We start from the raw sequence: 18,033 nt of genomic DNA, 5'->3' as shown, positions 1-18,033 counted from the left end.
TATCAATATGCAGAAATAAAAATTATCTAATCACGCCACTAATTGCTGTAAAATCAATCAACTAGTGCTTCTTAATATGGTGCGTTCGGTATTGCTTTGGTGTTAAACCTTTTTTTAATTTAAAGAAACGGGTAAACGCAGATGGATTCGAATAACCGAGATGGTAGCTAATATCCGACACCTTTTGCTTAGAACTCACCAACAACCGCTTAGCTTCATCAAGAATGATTTTGTCATAGAGTGATGTAAAGTTTGTTCCCGCCTCTTCAAGTCGTCGTTGGATTGTCCGAGTGCTCAACTGAGTAATTTTGCTCAGTTTTTTTAATGTCACAACATCTTCTCCAAGATGAGCTAATACAACATATGTTAACGCGAGACTAAAATTCACATCAGTATTTTTAAATACAGACTCTGTAGAAGTATACGGACGTAGTTTTAATGGTAATTGAAGTACTTCATCTTCTACTTTAAAACCATAAAACTCTTGCCCTAGATACACGACAGGACAGGGTAAGCAAGTGGCGTCATCAATGTGTTGAGCATTGAAATTTCTCAGCGCCAATTGACTTGGCTTCCATTCCGTACCACTGAACTGAGCGATTAACTCTCGATATAGAAATAACCCATAGCTTTCAGTTAAAGGATATCGCGGCTGTTCTGAATAGGGCCTAGCGCACATAAACCAACTGCTACCCGCAAATGAACCAATGGTTAACGTTGTATCGGTCATGATATGAGTACACTGACGACAGTACGAAATAAGCGCCTGTTTTACCGTAGTACACTCATCAAACTCCATCATTTTAATTGCATTGACCGCATTTTTACGAGCTGACGTTAATGCCACATACTGAAACTGTTCTGACGTTAATTTAGGGACAATTAAATCCATGAAAGAAAATACAGACATCAAATTGATGGGTATTTCAGAGTGAGGGGAATAGTTGGATAGCAGCGTTTCATCTAGTTCTTGATGAATATCTACGTTTGCTTCAATTAGAGCCTCTCTAATTGATTGCCACTGTTCTTCTACTACTAACGACACATCGAGTTTGGTCATAATGTTTACTATGCCTTACTTTTAACCTAACACTATAATTTAGCACAGTAATTGAAGCTTCAAATGATGGTTTAAGCAAACAAACTTAAAAGAACAGGTCAATGTTCCTGTAGTAAGAGAGCTGTAAAATTTGTTCTAGCTTGAAAGGGGACACAAGTGTTTTAGAGCAGTGGCTCTAAGGCGCTATTGTCTCAAAGCTTGGTTTTGTAAAATGTCTCTGGACAGAAATGAGTCAGCGACTTTTCTAAATTAGCAAATAACGGATAACTACAAATATGGAAAGTCGCTTAAGTTGGTGTCCACTATTTATGGAGAAGATTACTTAGCGGGTTACCACATCATTGTGGCGTTCAACTAGCCAGTCATGTAGTTGAGGTGCGTTAAGAAGTCCGTGCACTAGTATTGAGTTCCAATTGTTTTTTGAACCTGTTTGCTCATCATAGCTTTCGAGTAAATCTTCTAGTTTTTCGACCAACTCATCCTTGTCTATTGTCCTTCGTCTTGAAATGCCTTTAACAACATTGGCAGGAAACTCTACAAGCGTATTCAGTTGTCCGCGTATCCACCCTTCTATATCATTTTTGATAACTACGTTCTTGGTATGATATTTAATCGATTCGATTTCAGGGTGGTTATCATCCACATAGCAGACTTTTGGTCGTATCAAACTGAAGTCGTTCGAATGAGTAAAGGTAGTTGTCAATATTCTTTCTTGAAGGCACGTATCAAAATACGGATGTAATATTCGAGCTTGTTTATCAGCGCGCCCTTTAAGAAGCCTACCTCGCTCACGATTACAACTGCATGCTGGAACTAAATTTGGTGAAAAAACTGACCATGCAGGATAATCTTCTTTCGGCAACAGATGGTCTAACTCCGTAGGCTTAAAACCACCACACATCGGGCATACTTCTGGTGAAGAATCTCGCAGACTTTCTATAAAATTTAATGACGTAGGAGGGCTTTTATAGTGTTTTCGCAATGCTGTTTGTAGATCCGCTGTAATGCCTACATTAGCGATATTCCAAGGGTTACCATTACTATTTGTGTAATCTACGTAAGCAGCTTCAACCAAATGAATCTGCTGTCTCAGGATAGGGTAACTAGTCTTATGGAGGTTCTGATTTTGTGCCAGCGTATGCAAAATACTAACATCTTGAATTTGAGGTAAGTTAAGTTTTTTCATTCGCTCAACATCTTATCTTGTAACTGTAACATGGCTGACATAGACAGCTCCCCCTCAAGCTTACTTTTTACTTCTTCAAATGACAGGCTTTTAACCTTGCTGAAAAGTTTCTCTGCCAATCTGTTATCAACATCTTCATCAAAAATAAACTGAGAAATCGATTCTATATCCGCTCCGAAAGTCCGTAGTCTAGGAGACACAATAGATATTTCATCTGACGCATTTTTGAGAAGAACATGAACTTGTTCGCGACTTATTTCCCTTACGAAATATGCAGAGTGAGTTGCAATAAGCGCTTGAGAGCCAGTATCTTCGAGCAATTGATCCAATAATCCTACAAAATCTGCAATCATATTGGGATGCATATGCGTCTCTGGCTCATCTAAAAGAACAAAAGAGCCATTTTCAATATAAAGACAACAAAGAAGAGCAAACTTTAGAAATGTAAGCTGTCCACTACTAAGAGAGTGTGAATCGTCTCCAATTTTGAGCTTAGGTTCAGCCCCCGTATCAATGCTCCCCCAATGTTCGAGAGACTCTTGTTCCCCACCCAGCTTGTTCAATTTAATTAATTGTAAATAACTTCCACTAGTTTTCTGAACCACAACCTTGTCTATAGGTATCGTATTTGATAAAGCTTCGATAAAAAGTTGCCATCTAGACTTGCTTCCTATTACTTCATCAGAGCGAACCAATTGGATGATCAATTCATTTATCGACCGAGATCTCTTCGCTCGACCATTTCTAGTTAAAGATAAACGACGGTAGTATAACTTTTGCGTAGCTACCCTTTCACCAGGAAAGGTATTTTGAGTTTCTCCTGGTGTCGCAATAGCAAGGAGCCTATTAATCATAGGGCGCCCTTTGCTATAACGATCGACTAGGGAAATAGAAGGGTCTTTATACTGGAGTGCGGCCCTACAAAATGACTTTAATGCTTGGCTCTTACCTAGCCCATTCTTTCCTATTAAAACGTTTATTCTTTTGGGTATGATGCTTTGATGGTCGTATTTTAAAGGGATTGTATGTTGATTCTTAAACCCGTCTAAAGAAAAATTTAGATCCAACTCTTGTGATATCCCACCAAAGATTTCATCTTGAACACCTGCTAACAAGCTGTCTGCATTATTGAATGCAAAGAACCCTTCGGAATGTCGTATGAATCCTAGTTGGAACACTTCAGACTTTGTTGCAGCATCAACCCATTTATCAGATGAATCCTTATGGAGCACCATGTCGTTAATCGCTTGTAAAACAACTTTTAATTGCTCTGAACCCAGAGCTTCAACAACCATGCGATAGTCAGCCATACTGGGTAGCATTGTAAAAAACTGCCTACTATCGATATAGGAGTTAAACCCCTCAGGATCTATTGAAAACCTCTTAGATAAGTTTCTCGACTCCTCATTCATTTCCTTGTGGGTTTTACTGTTTACTTGGTTTGAATCCAAAGACAGAAAGCCAATATAAGTACCAAAGGTAAATGTACTATCAGTTAGCGTGTTGAATACAGAACAGGTACATTTGATCTTAAATCCAAAGTCATTCCAGTTATCAAATGACGGATAGATCAAAGCTTCTCCAGGTAATACTGAAGCCCTCTTTAGACCAAATACTACTCTTAGTTTTTTATCACTTTCCATTTCAGAATATTCAAACTTCACAATATATCAACAATGTGAATATTATGAATCAAATATACTGCCTCAGTAAATATAACTTTTACAATTGGTTAAGAGTGGTAAGCCCCTTAATCCGCAGACTCCCACAAAGTATGAGAAAACGTAGGTCAAGCCACCTCACAGAGGTTTGAAATGTTGAGTGTGGTTGGCACGAATTAGGCAATTTGGTAAAACTCTATATCCTTAGATACTCCTAAGGTATGAGAAAAATAGGGCAAAATTACCTCTCCGTGGTCTGAAAGGTTGAGCGTCGCTAGCAAGGAATGGGGCATAAATGAGTTTACCAACACTCCCTGATTGCAAAGGAAAAGTACAAATTTTTAAGCCTAAGACGCTAATACTGAAGGAGCTTAATGTGCCCCTTCAGTATTAGCATCTTCAAAGTAGAGTCCCTTGAAGGAGTGTTGTTTAGTGGTGTCTGTAGTAACGGTATAAAGAGTGGCTATGCTAAGGACTATAGAGAGGAAGACAGTGCCAAATCACATATGGAAATGGCACTGTCGTCATGCACGTAGTTTGGGGGCGTGCATGTATTTATTACTGTATCGCCTTATATAAGCGCTAGTTTTATTATCAAGAGACGATTAACGCTCCAATAGCCACTTCAAGATGTCAATCTTTTCAGATTTAGTCGATTTTTCGTACCAGTAAGCCATCATTTCAGCTGGTTTTGAATCGCTAGCAAAAGCTGTTGTCACTTGCTCTCTGTTTTCAAATGCCCAGCTAGTAAAGGCTTTTTGTTGTTCTGCAGTTGCTTCGGCGTACCAATACTGCACCATTTCCTGTGCTTTTGATGTTGTTGCTACAGGTTCGGCTTTAACTGCTGGAGCTTGCATTTGTTGCGGCGCTTTTCCTGCAGTAAGTTTTGCTGTCTGGTGGATTGCATTAATGTACGCAGCAGGAATCGAAAATTGGGTTTTCATGGTGTTATTGCTTGATGCCAACACAAAATCTAAACCTTCAGTGGATGCCTTGCTAATGTCTTGATCACTAATAGGGAAGGTAAAGAATTGAGTTGCGGTGCAGTGCTCGTTACAACTGGATGCTGATTGTTGAGTTCGTTGTAGTGATAACTGTTGTCCGTTGTAGCTAACAGATTTGTATTCATCGTAGCTTTGAAAGTAACTCACATCCATTTGTATAAAAGAGGATAGGTTCGACTTTTCATTTAGAGGATAAACATCCACAACCTGCAAAGAGGATTTAAGAATAGTAGGGCCATTGATTGCCTTTGCTTCAGGCTTATATTCTTTACCTATGACTTTTACATGGTTCAATTGTGTATCAATACTGGCAATCGAGTTGCTAAAGTCGCTGGATGAATCTAGTGCTGTACACGCACCTAGAGCTAAGGGGATTAACGCAACAATCCAAGTTTTATTTTTATACAGCATCATAAATTCTCTTGTTTAACTGAATGAAAGTAACTAACTACTGGTTTTTTGTGAGCTCTCTATGACTGTTTAAGTGACCATTAATCAGAGGGCTACATGTATGCTCAATTTATTTCTGACACCCTTATATAAAGGGGGATAAAAGATTTTTTATAAAGTGTTTAGCCTCTTCCTTGGCATAAATAAAAAACGCTGACTTTAAGCCAGCGTTTTGATTTTATGTCAGTTACTGAGCCTTAATATAGGGCTAGCCTTCAGAAATGAGACTTAGAAGCCGTATTCAAGACCGAAGCGAGTAACAATATCTGTGTCTTTTTCTGCAGTGAAGTCAGAGCGAGCTGCAACACGTACATATGGTACGAAGCCGTTAATTACGCCCATAACCTGAACAGATGCGATGCTGTTTGCGTCATCTTGTTTAGTGCCATCTGTTTCTGAGTCAAAGTTAGCCGCGTAGCCTGCTTTGATACCTAGAGGACCATTCCACCATTGACCAATCACAGAGATAGAGTCTTGAGTTTGCTTGCCTAAAGTTACGTCAGCTTTGTTATCAACTTCTTCGTGTTTAAATGCTGCTGCGATACCAAATCCTGCTGGAAGACCTGCTTCAAAACCAACGATGTACGCTGAAGTTTCATCTAGGTTAGCACGAGTTGCCGCTTCTGCTGCACCCATTAGAGTTACAGTGCTGAAGCTATATTTAACATTACCACTGTAGAAGTATGAATCGCGAGTTGCGCTACCGCCGCCATTGTCGTTGTCGTCACGACCAACAGACGCTGCAAAAGTGAAACCGCCGTAGTTTGCAGAATCAAAACGAACTTGGTTTGATTGACGATCGTAGTGACCGCTGATGCCGCCCCAATCAAATGTTGCACCTAGACCTGGGTTAGAGAAAGGCCAGTCAACGATTTCATATAAAGGAGTAAGAACTCGACCCACACGAAGGTTACCCCAGTCGCCTGAAGCACCAAGGAAAGTATCACGGAAACCTAGAACACCGCCAGAAACGCCGCCGTGTCCCCAGTCAGTGTTATCAACATAACCAGATTCGATTTGCATTGTAATTAGGAAATTATCGAACATGTCTTTAGAAGCTCGGAAGCCAATGCGAGATTCGTTTTCTACCGCAAAGCCAGTGCTAGCATCTCTGTTGTCACCCACGTTGTAGTTAACTACAGAAATTGCAGCAACACCGTATGCTTGAACATTGAAATCAGAAATTATACCAACTTGGCTAGTTTCTGCTGCTAAAGCTGAACCTGATGCCAGAAGACCTGTTAATGCAATAGCGATAGCTGTTTTATTGCATACTTTCATTTGAAACTCCTTGTATGGATACAGTTTTTAATTGTTTCCTAACCACTTTTTATTTGGGGGTAGAGGTTATGGAAACATCTAATTTTGAACAGTTTGTAAACTCACGTATTTCTTTTGTTGTTTGTTGTTTATCAGTTTGTTCTGATGGAGTTATATTCGTTTCTGTTGTCTAAAAGTTCAATATAAACTTAATTTACATCTCGAAAAATGGGATGGAGTGCACTCTTTGACCAAAAGTGGGTTTTAGATCACTTTTTAAAATTGAACTTTTATTTGTTTTTAATTATTTGTCTTTTTTGTATGTAAGTGATTGATTTTGTGGGGTTATGGTTTTTGGCTTTTATGTTTAATTAGCTTTTATTAAAAAATCTCTATTAGCTTAAACCAGTGAAGTTATCGATATTAGTCTCGTTAAAGTTGCTTTTCAGGTTAAGAAATGTGACTTAATTCTCATTGAAAAATAAACTAAAGTGAAAAATTGAAGGTTTGATTATGTTTCTTATTTGTAGCGAGAACGGCTGTGTGAATGGATTCAATAGCTGAGCAAGGTTTTTTACTTGTGGGAATGTCTATGGGGACTTTTTGCCAATCAAAGAGTGCGTATCAGTAAGTGACTCTATTGTGTAAATTTTCAGTACCAGTGAGTTCGGGGGGAGTTTTGTAGGATAGGAATAACGGATTAATGTGACGTTAATCACCGTTTGGTTTTATTTTATCTAATAGAAACACAATGCATATAAAATCGATTTGATATAGATCTCACTCCTTTGTGCTTAGCACGTCATATTCTGTGAAATACTTCACTTTTAAATTAATTTTCAAATTATCTCTTTTATTTATTTCCACCTTAAGTTGTTGTTTAGTTTGAATTAAATAACTTATTAGTTTTTTATGATTATTCTGATGTGATACTGATCTCAGTGCAATTTCTGCCATTTTGATTTGTTGGAAAACACCCGCACAATTTCCCCTAAGTTATGGAGAACAAGGGTCTGTTTGAGGGTGTTAATGCTGGAAACAGTCACCGTAATAAACCGACATAGTTTTGCTTTGATCTCAGAAGGAAAGTTGAGCAACAGACTGTAAAACCTAAGCTAAGTATTTGAGTAGTGAACTTGAATAGTTAACTTGGGATAACCAACAAATAACGAAAAAAATAGGTATAACTATGAAAAAGATTATCGGATTAAGTGCGTTGGCATTAGTAATTTCATCCCCAGTATTTGCCTCTTCATATGTGACTGGCAACATTCAATTTCATGATGACGGCCGCATTCATGGCTCAAAATCGACTTCAACGCTAGAAGCTGGTCATACTTTCGACAATAGCTTGGGTGGTTTAACGCTTTATACTGAGTTTGACGGCATACAGTTAGGGGATATTGTTACAGAAAATGGTGGAGCTGGTAACACAACACCAGGAATCACTCTAGGTGGTGAGCAATCATTTAATATTACTGATCACTTTTGGGTTGCGGCAGGTTATCAACACTTGATGTCTGCAGGAGAGTCTATTCAATACCGTCCTTTAATTAAAATTGGCTATAACTTTGATAACGGACTTTCTATTAGCAACCGTACACGTGCGCACATTGATGCCACCGATTTAGACGCTGATACCGATTACCGAATGGATAACCGCATCGCTTATGACTTTGCAGATATGGATCTGGCTTTAAGCTATAACAACGTTTATATGATTGAAGCGGAAACGATGGATCACGAGATCCGTGCGACGTGGACACGTAAAGGCGTTCAACCTTATTTCGAGTTCCGTAGCCAAGCAAATGGGCTTGAAAATGCAGCGGGCAGCAGCTTAGTGAATAACGCCTTCGTCTTTGGTGCATCTTACGGTTTCTAATGGTGTATTCATTGTAACTAGCTCGAATAGCTCGAAGCGAGAGTAAGTACTAACATAGTGCCGGACTTACAATAGAAATATTAAGTCCGGCATTTTTATCTTAAAATTCTGCGCAAATCTCGTAAGAGGTGAATTTACGCATATTGATCACTCCGGTATCAAAGTACAAATATTGTCCCTTGATACCTAGCAGTACGCCACCCAGCTCAGGTGTCTTATCAAAATTTAAAGAGGTAATTTTGGTCGGATATTGGGTGACAGGGTAATCAATCTCCACCACCTCTGCATTGAGCTTTTCAATCGCATCTTCACCAAAACGTAATTGAAGCTCGGAGAGTTTCTCTTCAATTAATGGGATCAGCTCGTTAGCCTTTTGCTGTAAATCGATAGGTTGCGCTTTACCTTTTAGCATGTTGCGCCAGTTGGTTTTATCCGAAATAAACTCTGCTAACGCAATTTCAACTAACCCTGATTGTAGACGTGAACTGACTTTAAAAAGAGGCAGGGCTTGGTTGGCACCTTGGTCAATCCAGCGGGTCGGGATTTGTGTATGACGGGTGATACCTACTTTTATTGCCGTGGTATTCGCTAGATAGACATAATGCGGCACAAAGCAGTTATCTTCTCCCCATTGAGGCTCACGGCAAGTCCCCTGATCAAAATGACAGGTTTCTGGCTTCATTATGCACATATCGCACTTGGCAAGCTTCGTCATGCATGGATAACAGAAACCTTGTGAATAACTTTTCTTGGTCTTTTTACCACATTCTTGGCAATGAATATGACCAGTATGTTTGAGGATCAGTTTTTGCCCAATAAGAGGCATAAGATCTAACTGTTGATCATCTAATGGTAAGCGATAGCTAACTTGCCCATTTTCTAGGGAAGATGTCATTTTTCGAATATGACCTAAGAATTGAGTCATTCTTTGTGAGTTCCTTTTCTATCCAGTTTATTGCACATTTCCCTCTAGTATACCGAGTTAAATTTTACTGTAGTGAGAAAATTTCTCTAAAAAGTAGGGAGCTGTGAGTTATTGAATTGATTGAGTATTAATCGAAATAGATGTAAGTCACTATCGCTATAGTGTGATTTATGTCACGTAAATACATTGAATAGCGTCTAGTGTCATAATATTGAAATATTTACATTGTATCGGAGCGTAATGTGAACGATATTAAGAGTGGTTGTTAAATACTTATTACAAAAGGAAAGCCTATGCACCATAACACTGCAATGATCGAACACTCTGAGTTTGGCCTAATCGGTCGTATCGCTCTATTTTCTCTGGCTTCTCTAGTGGGTATTGTTGGCTTCGTTATGTAATGACGATTTAATGAGAACCAGATTCTCATGGCTCAACTCACTTTAAATGCTCACTTCATTACTATTGAATGCATTTAATGTTGTTTGCTTCTGCGAAAATGTCATTAATCTAAAGCTCTTTACCTAGATCCAGTCCCTTTCCGTTGTACATTTGCACTGCGGTGCTAAAATAGCGGCAAATTACACGCTTATTCAAGCGACTGGACTGTTAAAGGTAAATTCAATGACGGTAAAAACTCGTTTTGCCCCAAGCCCGACTGGCTATCTACACGTAGGTGGTGCGCGTACAGCACTGTATTCTTGGCTTTTTGCTAAAAACCAAGGTGGTCAATTTGTACTGCGTATCGAAGATACTGACCTAGAGCGCAACTCACAAGAAGCGGTAGACGCAATTCTTGAAGGGATGAAGTGGATGGGGTTGGATTGGGATGAAGGTCCATATTACCAATCTAAACGTTTTGACCGTTATAACGAATGTATTGATGTACTGCTCGCAGAAGACAAAGCATACAAATGTTACGCTTCTAAAGAATTGCTTGAAGAAATTCGTGAAGAGCAAGAAGCTAACAAAGAAATGCCTCGTTACGATGCTAATCACCCGAAAATTGTTGCTGCAAACGCGGCTGCAAAAGAAGGCGATGATTACGTGGTACGTTTCCGCAACCCTAAAGAGGGTAGCGTAATTTTTGATGACCAAATCCGCGGTCATATTGAAATTAGCAACAGCCAACTTGATGACCTTATCATTTGTCGTACTGACGGTGCACCAACTTACAACTTTGTGGTTGTGGTTGATGATTGGGATATGGGCATTACTCAAGTGGTTCGTGGTGAAGACCATATCAATAACACCCCTCGTCAAATCAACATTTACAAAGCACTAGGCGCACCAGTACCTACTTTTGCTCACTGTGCGATGATTTTGGGTGATGATGGCGCAAAACTGTCTAAGCGTCATGGTGCTGTATCCGTGATGCAATATCGCGATGAAGGTTACTTGCCAAATGCTCTAAATAACTACCTAGTACGTCTAGGTTGGTCTCATGGCGACCAAGAAATCTTCTCTGAAGAAGAAATGATTAAACTATTTAGCCTAGACGCCGTTTCTAAGTCTGCATCAGCTTTTAACACAGACAAATTGTTGTGGCTAAACAACCACTACATCAAGACTTCTGAGCCTGAATATGTAGCGAAATACCTACAATGGCACTTAGACCAACAAAACCTAAACACTGACAATGGTCCTGCAATCACTGATGTTATTCAGCTGGTGGGTGAGCGTTGTCATACATTGGTTGAACTGGCTCAGCAAATCCGCTACTTCTACGAAGACTTTAGTGAGTTTGAAGCAGGCGCAGCTAAGAAACACCTTCGCGGCGTAGCAAGAGGTCCACTTGAGCTAGCATTAGCAAAAGTAGAAGCACTGTCTGATTGGTCTACTGAGTCAATTAAAGAGGGCGTTATTGCAGCTGTTTGTGAAGAGCTTGAAATTGGCATGGGTAAAATCGGTATGCCACTTCGCGTTGCGGTAACTGGTGGCGGTCAATCTCCATCTGTTGATGCAGTAATGGCATTGATTGGCAAAGAGCGCGTTATCGCTCGCATTAAGCTGGCTCTAGAGTTTATTACAGCTCGTGAAGCAAACGCTTAACGCTCAGTTCATCACTTTGCAATTTAAATGATTTATAAACCGTTAACCTTGCCGTTAGCGGTTTTTTTATTTGAACAAGATCTCGTTTTTCAAACTTGAAAATCAATTTTGATTATTACCGTTGATTTTGCCGAACATGCCCCCATTGTATTGCTACGAGATATTCCTATTACAGGACTCTATCTACAATAATTGAAGAGGGTTTAGGCTCATCTCTCGACAGGGCAAGCCTATGTCGGTAGAATGTCGCGTCAATTTATTACTCTGAGGTCAATTGGAGATGTCTTAAATAAGGTATCGCTAATTGATTCGTTGTTACCTGATTACCTTACGTATTATGTAACAGCGGCACTCTTTTTGTATTTAGGTGCCTCTTTGGGGCACACACTAGGATGTTGTCACCTGTATTAAAACGGTGACGCTATGCTCAGGAAACTGAGCTTTTGTTGAGGTTTATAAAATAATGCAAGCTACTGTTGAAACTCTAGAAGGTCTTGAGCGCCGTCTAACTATCACTGTTCCTGCTGCTAACATTGAAGATGCAGTGACAGCTGAACTACGTAACATCGCTAAAAATCGTCGTTTCGACGGTTTCCGTAAAGGCAAAGTGCCTTTGAAAATGGTAGCGAAAATGTACGGTAACGCGGTACGTAACGACGTTATGGGTGAAGTGATGCAGCGTCACTACATCGAAACTATCGTTAAAGAAAAGATCAACCCAGCAGGTGCACCAACTTTCGCACCAGTAGACACTACTGCGGGTCAAGATCTTGTATTTACTGCAACTCTAGAAGTTTTCCCTGAGATCGAACTTAAAGGTCTAGAAAACATCGCTGTTGAGAAAGCAGTAGTTGAAGTTAAAGATGCAGACGTAGACAACATGATTGAAACTCTACGTAAGCAACAAGCGACTTGGACTGAAGTTGATTCAGCAGTTGAAGAAGGTTCTCGCGCAACTATCGACTTCGTTGGTTCTATCGACGGTGAAGAATTTGAAGGCGGTAAAGCTGAAAACTTCCCTCTAGAAATGGGCCAAGGTCGCATGATCCCTGGTTTCGAAGACGGTATCGCTGGTAAAACAGCTGGTATGGAATTTGAAATCGACGTAGCTTTCCCAGAAGACTACCACGCTGAAAACCTAAAAGGTAAAGAAGCTAAGTTCGCAATCAAAGTGAACAAAGTTGAAGCGCGTGAACTTCCTGAGCTAACTGACGAGTTCGTTGCTAAATTCGGCGTAGTTGAGGGCGGCATCGACGCACTTAAAGCTGAAGTTCGTAAGAACATGGAACGTGAACTTAAGCAAGCGCTTAAGAGCCGTATCAAAGAGCAAGCGATTGACGGTCTAGCTAAAGAGAACGACATCACTGTTCCTGCAGCACTTATCGAGCAAGAAATTGGCGTTCTTCGTCAACAAGCTGCTCAACGTTTCGGTGGCAACACTGACGCTGCTGACCAACTACCTCGTGAGTTGTTCGAAGAGCAAGCTCGCAAACGCGTAGTTGTTGGTCTTCTACTTGGTGAAGTTATCAAAGCAGAAGAGCTAAAAGCAGACGATGAGAAAGTGAAAGCACTTATCACTGAAATGGCTACAGCATACGAAGATCCTTCAGAAGTTATCGCTTACTACGAAAGCAATGAAGAAATGATGAACAACATGCGCAACGTTGCTCTAGAAGAGCAAGCTATCGACGCTATCATCGCTAAAGCTCAAGTGACTGAGAAAGAAGAGTCATTTGATGCAATTATGAACCAACAACCAGCTTAATGGCGTTTGGTCTGCGTAGAGGGTTGACTTTTTAGTCACTCTTCTACTAATAATGGTCCGTATGAGATAATCATTCGGGCCATTTGTTTTTAGGGATAGGGATATAACACTATGAGCTACCAAGAAAAAAATGTAATGTCGCCAATTATGGATGCACTAGTACCTATGGTGGTAGAGCAATCATCACGAGGTGAGCGTTCTTACGATATCTATTCTCGCTTGCTGAAGGAGCGAATCATCTTCTTGACTGGACAAGTTGAAGATCACATGGCCAACCTTGTAGTGGCCCAATTGTTGTTCCTAGAATCAGAGAATCCAGAAAAAGATATTTTCCTATACATCAACTCACCGGGCGGTAGTGTTACTGCGGGCATGTCAATTTATGACACTATGCAGTACATAAAGCCAAACGTAAGTACAGTATGTATGGGACAAGCATGTTCTATGGGCGCGTTTTTACTAGCGGGCGGCGCTAAAGGTAAGCGTTTTGCGCTACCAAGCTCTCGCGTAATGATTCACCAACCATTAGGTGGATTCCAAGGACAAGCGTCTGATATTCAAATTCATGCTCAAGAGATTTTGACTATTAAGAAAAAACTCAACACGCTTCTTGCTGAACATACTGGTCAGCCAATGGAAGTGATTGAGCGCGATACCGATCGTGACAACTTTATGTCTGCTGAACAGTCTGTTGCATATGGCTTGGTAGATTCAGTATTGTCTCGCGACAATTAAGTCGTCGGTTCAAGTTTTTTTGATGTAAACTTTAATAGATAAATTAAAGTTTAAAGCTAAGAGGTTAGCGAATGACAGATAAAAGCAAAGAGAGTGGCAAGCTTTTGTACTGCTCTTTCTGCGGTAAAAGTCAGCATGAAGTTCGCAAATTGATCGCGGGCCCGTCCGTATACATCTGTGACGAGTGTGTTGATCTTTGTAACGATATTATTCGTGAAGAGATCAAAGAGGCGCTTCCGAAGAAAGAGTCTGAGGATTTGCCGACTCCGCGAGATATTCGTGAACACCTTGACGAATATGTAATTGGTCAAGAATTTGCGAAAAAAGTGCTTTCCGTAGCAGTATATAACCACTACAAACGTCTGCGTAACGGCGATAAAACCGCTGATGGCGTTGAACTTGGTAAGAGTAATATTTTACTTATTGGCCCTACGGGCAGTGGTAAAACATTATTAGCTGAAACGCTGGCTCGTCTTCTAGACGTACCGTTTACCATGGCAGATGCTACCACATTAACTGAAGCCGGTTATGTGGGTGAAGATGTTGAAAACATCATTCAAAAACTTCTGCAAAAATGTGATTACGACGTAGCGAAAGCTGAGCGCGGTATTGTTTACATCGATGAGATTGACAAGATCTCTCGTAAAGCAGAAAACCCATCAATTACTCGTGATGTTTCTGGTGAAGGTGTGCAGCAAGCACTACTTAAACTGGTTGAAGGTACCATTGCTTCTGTACCACCTCAAGGTGGTCGTAAGCACCCTCAACAAGAGTTCTTGCAGGTTGATACTTCGAAGATCCTATTTATCTGTGGCGGTGCATTTGCCGGCCTAGATAAAGTGATCGAACAACGAGTAGAAACTGGCTCTGGTATTGGTTTTGGCGCTGAAATTCACGCTAAACACGAACAGAAGAGCGTCAGTGAAATGTTCAAACAGGTTGAGCCTGAGGATCTAGTCAAATATGGCTTAATTCCTGAGTTTATCGGTCGTCTTCCTGTAACTACAACACTGACAGAGCTTGATGAAGCGGCATTAATTCAGATTCTTAGCCAGCCTAAGAATGCGCTGACTAAGCAGTACGCTGCTTTGTTTGACCTGGAAGATGTAGAGCTAGAGTTCCGCGAAGATGCACTTAAAGCAATCGCTAAACGTGCCATGGAGCGTAAAACAGGTGCTCGTGGTTTACGTTCTATTCTTGAGAACGTGCTCCTTGAAACTATGTATGAACTGCCTTCAAAGACAGACGTCAGCAAAGTGGTTATTGATGAGTCTGTTATCAATGGCGAGTCTGAACCACTGATGATTTATGATGGTGGTGACAATCAGGCTGCGATTGCTGAATCATAATCGTTAACTCGATATAACAAAAAGCGAGCTTTGCTCGCTTTTTTTGTTTCTGATGATCTAAGCTAACTAATCAAGCGTAGTAACGATAGCCATCACTTAATGGTTTTTTGTGTTTAATTTTAATTAAATACAGTAAAACGAACACTATTTGACTAAGTTAAGTGATTCTTATTGTTACAGGTATTGATTCTATTTAAAGTGACCTTATATAAAGACCATAAGCCGAAAACGGAAGAGAGATAATTATGAACTTGGAGCGTTCCGAGCGTATTGAAATACCCGTGCTGCCATTACGAGATGTGGTCGTTTACCCACATATGGTCATTCCTCTGTTCGTTGGTCGTGAGAAGTCGATCAACTGCCTTCAATCTGCAATGGACAATGATAAGCAAGTTCTCTTGATTGCCCAAAAAGAAGCGGATACAGAAGAGCCGACCAAAGAAGATTTATTCCAAGTAGGTACTGTTGCGACCATTCTTCAATTGTTGAAGCTACCCGACGGCACTGTAAAAGTGCTGGTTGAAGGTCAACAGCGCGCAAAAGTTCACTCGATTCGCGAAGATGACTTCTTTGTGGCAGATGCTGAATTTCTGACTACCCCACAAATTGATGATAAAGAAGAAGAGGTGGTAGTACGCAGTGCTATTAACCAATTTGAAGGCTTTATTAAGCTCAACAAAAAGATCCCACCAGAGGTATTAACCTCATTAAACGGTATAGATGATGCACCGCGCCTAGCGGATTCAATCGCAGCTCATATGCCTCTTAAACTTGCTGAGAAGCAGCGAGTACTTGAAATCATTGACGTCAACGAGCGTCTTGAGTTCTTGATGGGCAGCATGGAGTCAGAGATTGATATCCTGCAGGTTGAAAAGCGCATTCGTGGCCGTGTTAAAAAACAGATGGAGAAATCCCAGCGCGAGTACTATCTGAATGAGCAAATGAAAGCGATTCAGAAAGAACTGGGTGATATGGACGATGCTCCGGATGAGTTTGAAGCACTGAAGATCAAGATTGAAGAATCTAAAATGCCAAAAGATGCTCGTGAAAAAACCGAGCAAGAACTGCAAAAGCTAAAAATGATGTCTCCGATGTCAGCAGAAGCGACCGTGGTTCGTAGCTACATCGATTGGATGGTAGGCGTGCCTTGGACTAAGCGTTCAAAAGTGAAAAAGAACTTAGCTAAAGCCGAAGAAGTTCTAAATGCCGATCACTACGGTCTTGAGCGCGTTAAAGAACGTATTTTAGAGTATTTGGCGGTGCAAACTCGCATTAATAAACTGAAAGGCCCTATCTTATGTTTGGTCGGTCCTCCTGGTGTAGGTAAAACCTCGCTGGGTCAGTCTATTGCTGCGGCAACAGGTCGTCAGTACACTCGTATGGCGCTAGGTGGTGTACGTGATGAGGCTGAGATTCGTGGTCACCGTCGTACCTACATTGGTTCTATGCCGGGTAAACTTATTCAGAAGATGTCTAAAGTTGGGGTTAAAAACCCACTGTTCTTGCTCGATGAAATCGACAAAATGTCTTCAGACATGCGTGGCGATCCGTCATCAGCACTGCTAGAAGTGCTCGATCCTGAGCAAAATAATGCCTTTAACGATCATTATCTGGAAGTCGATTACGATCTGTCTGATGTTATGTTCGTGGCAACATCGAACTCAATGAATATTCCGGGTCCATTACTGGATCGTATGGAAGTGATTCGCCTATCGGGTTATACCGAAGATGAAAAACTGAACATCGCCAAGAATCACTTGCTTGAAAAACAAATCAAGCGCAACGGTCTAAAAGCGCATGAGATTGAAATCGACGACTCCGCGATTATCGGTATTATCCGTTACTACACTCGTGAAGCGGGCGTGCGTAGCTTAGAGCGTGAAATTTCGAAGATTTGTCGTAAAGCGGTGAAAAATATCTTACTGGATAGTTCACTGAAACAAGTGGTGGTTAACCAAGATAACCTTAAAGAGTACTTGGGCGTGCAACGTTGTGATTACGGCAAAGCTGACGATCATAATCGCGTTGGTCAAGTGACAGGTCTGGCGTGGACTGAAGTGGGTGGCGATCTATTAACCATCGAAACTGAGTCTATGCTAGGTAAAGGTAAGTTGACTCAAACCGGTTCGCTAGGCGATGTTATGCAAGAGTCTATCCAAGCAGCAATGACGGTAGTAAGAAGCCGTGCTGACAAGCTAGGCATTGCACCAAACTTCTACGAGAAACGTGATATTCACGTTCACGTACCAGAAGGTGCCACACCTAAAGATGGCCCAAGTGCGGGTATCGCAATGTGTACTGCGCTTGTCTCTAGCTTGACGGGTAACCCAGTTAAAGCAGAAGTTGCTATGACAGGTGAAATAACCCTGCGTGGTGAAGTACTGCCAATTGGCGGTCTTAAAGAGAAGCTACTAGCGGCGCACCGTGGCGGTATCAAAACGGTTCTTATCCCTAAAGATAACGAACGTGATTTGGAAGAAATTCCTGAAAACGTGAAGAAAGATATCACGGTGAAACCGGTACAATGGATCGATGAAGTGCTAGCAATTGCATTGCAAAATGACCCAAGTGGGGTCACTTTCCAAGCGGAACAGTGATAAATAGCAAAAAATAGCATGTAAATTAAGCTGATAGGTATAAATTACTTGTCAGCTTTTTTATTGGACGCTACTTTAACAGTTGAGGCTATATCCCTTTCATACCA

Annotated in this window: 12 protein-coding genes; 6 read left to right on the top strand and 6 right to left on the bottom strand. The window is 40.8% G+C overall.

Annotation, left to right across the window (positions count from 1 at the left end; genetic code table 11):
* Nucleotides 1-61 precede the first annotated feature (61 nt).
* The 5 genes from VHA01S_RS03345 to VHA01S_RS03325 form a co-directional block, all read right to left on the bottom strand.
* A complete protein-coding gene (locus tag VHA01S_RS03345) occupies nt 62-1,060 on the bottom strand; it encodes a helix-turn-helix domain-containing protein (RefSeq protein ID WP_023402940.1) in 999 nt (332 codons plus the stop codon).
* Between the two features lie 322 nt (nt 1,061-1,382).
* A complete protein-coding gene (locus VHA01S_RS03340) occupies nt 1,383-2,246 on the bottom strand; it encodes a hypothetical protein (RefSeq protein WP_023402939.1) in 864 nt (287 codons plus the stop codon).
* Nucleotides 2,243-3,910, bottom strand: a complete 1,668-nt coding sequence (locus VHA01S_RS03335; RefSeq protein ID WP_023402938.1) for an ATP-dependent nuclease — start codon at nt 3,908-3,910, stop codon at nt 2,243-2,245. The genes VHA01S_RS03340 and VHA01S_RS03335 overlap by 4 nt, the downstream gene beginning before the upstream one ends.
* Nucleotides 3,911-4,512: 602 nt before the next feature.
* On the bottom strand, nt 4,513-5,325 hold the full coding sequence (locus VHA01S_RS03330) for a DUF2057 domain-containing protein (protein WP_023402936.1): 813 nt from the start codon (nt 5,323-5,325) through the stop codon (nt 4,513-4,515).
* 264 nt (nt 5,326-5,589) lie between these two features.
* On the bottom strand, nt 5,590-6,642 hold the full coding sequence (locus tag VHA01S_RS03325) for a porin (protein ID WP_023402935.1): 1,053 nt from the start codon (nt 6,640-6,642) through the stop codon (nt 5,590-5,592).
* 1,168 nt (nt 6,643-7,810) lie between these two features.
* Here VHA01S_RS03325 and VHA01S_RS03320 point away from each other — a divergent pair.
* The gene (locus VHA01S_RS03320) at nt 7,811-8,503 is read left to right on the top strand and encodes an oligogalacturonate-specific porin KdgM family protein (protein ID WP_023402933.1); all 693 of its coding nucleotides are present in this window, start codon (nt 7,811-7,813) and stop codon (nt 8,501-8,503) included.
* A gap of 100 nt (nt 8,504-8,603) precedes the next feature.
* Here the strand turns inward: VHA01S_RS03320 and VHA01S_RS03315 are convergent, their stop codons facing one another.
* Nucleotides 8,604-9,428 (bottom strand): DUF2797 domain-containing protein, encoded by an 825-nt coding sequence (locus VHA01S_RS03315; RefSeq protein WP_023402932.1) that lies wholly within the window; start codon nt 9,426-9,428, stop codon nt 8,604-8,606.
* Nucleotides 9,429-10,052: 624 nt separating this feature from the next.
* Here VHA01S_RS03315 and gltX point away from each other — a divergent pair.
* The 5 genes from gltX to lon all read left to right on the top strand — a co-directional run bounded on the left by gltX (nt 10,053) and on the right by lon (nt 17,926).
* The gene (gene gltX / locus VHA01S_RS03310; protein WP_023402931.1) at nt 10,053-11,480 is read left to right on the top strand and encodes a glutamate--tRNA ligase; all 1,428 of its coding nucleotides are present in this window, start codon (nt 10,053-10,055) and stop codon (nt 11,478-11,480) included.
* Between the two features lie 463 nt (nt 11,481-11,943).
* Entirely contained in the window at nt 11,944-13,245 is a 1,302-nt protein-coding gene (gene tig / locus VHA01S_RS03305; protein ID WP_023402930.1) for a trigger factor, read from the top strand.
* A gap of 111 nt (nt 13,246-13,356) precedes the next feature.
* A complete protein-coding gene (clpP, locus tag VHA01S_RS03300) occupies nt 13,357-13,980 on the top strand; it encodes an ATP-dependent Clp endopeptidase proteolytic subunit ClpP (protein WP_023402929.1) in 624 nt (207 codons plus the stop codon).
* Nucleotides 13,981-14,051: 71 nt separating this feature from the next.
* Nucleotides 14,052-15,329: an ATP-dependent protease ATP-binding subunit ClpX gene (gene clpX / locus VHA01S_RS03295; RefSeq protein WP_023402928.1), complete on the top strand. Its 1,278-nt coding sequence runs from the start codon at nt 14,052-14,054 to the stop codon at nt 15,327-15,329.
* Between the two features lie 245 nt (nt 15,330-15,574).
* Entirely contained in the window at nt 15,575-17,926 is a 2,352-nt protein-coding gene (gene lon / locus VHA01S_RS03290; RefSeq protein ID WP_023402927.1) for an endopeptidase La, read from the top strand.
* The last annotated feature ends 107 nt before the right edge of the window (nt 17,927-18,033 follow it).

It is taken from the genome of Vibrio halioticoli NBRC 102217 (genome assembly GCF_000496695.1).
Lineage (GTDB): Bacteria > Pseudomonadota > Gammaproteobacteria > Enterobacterales > Vibrionaceae > Vibrio > Vibrio halioticoli.
This window is presented reverse-complemented; position numbering and strand designations above follow the sequence as displayed.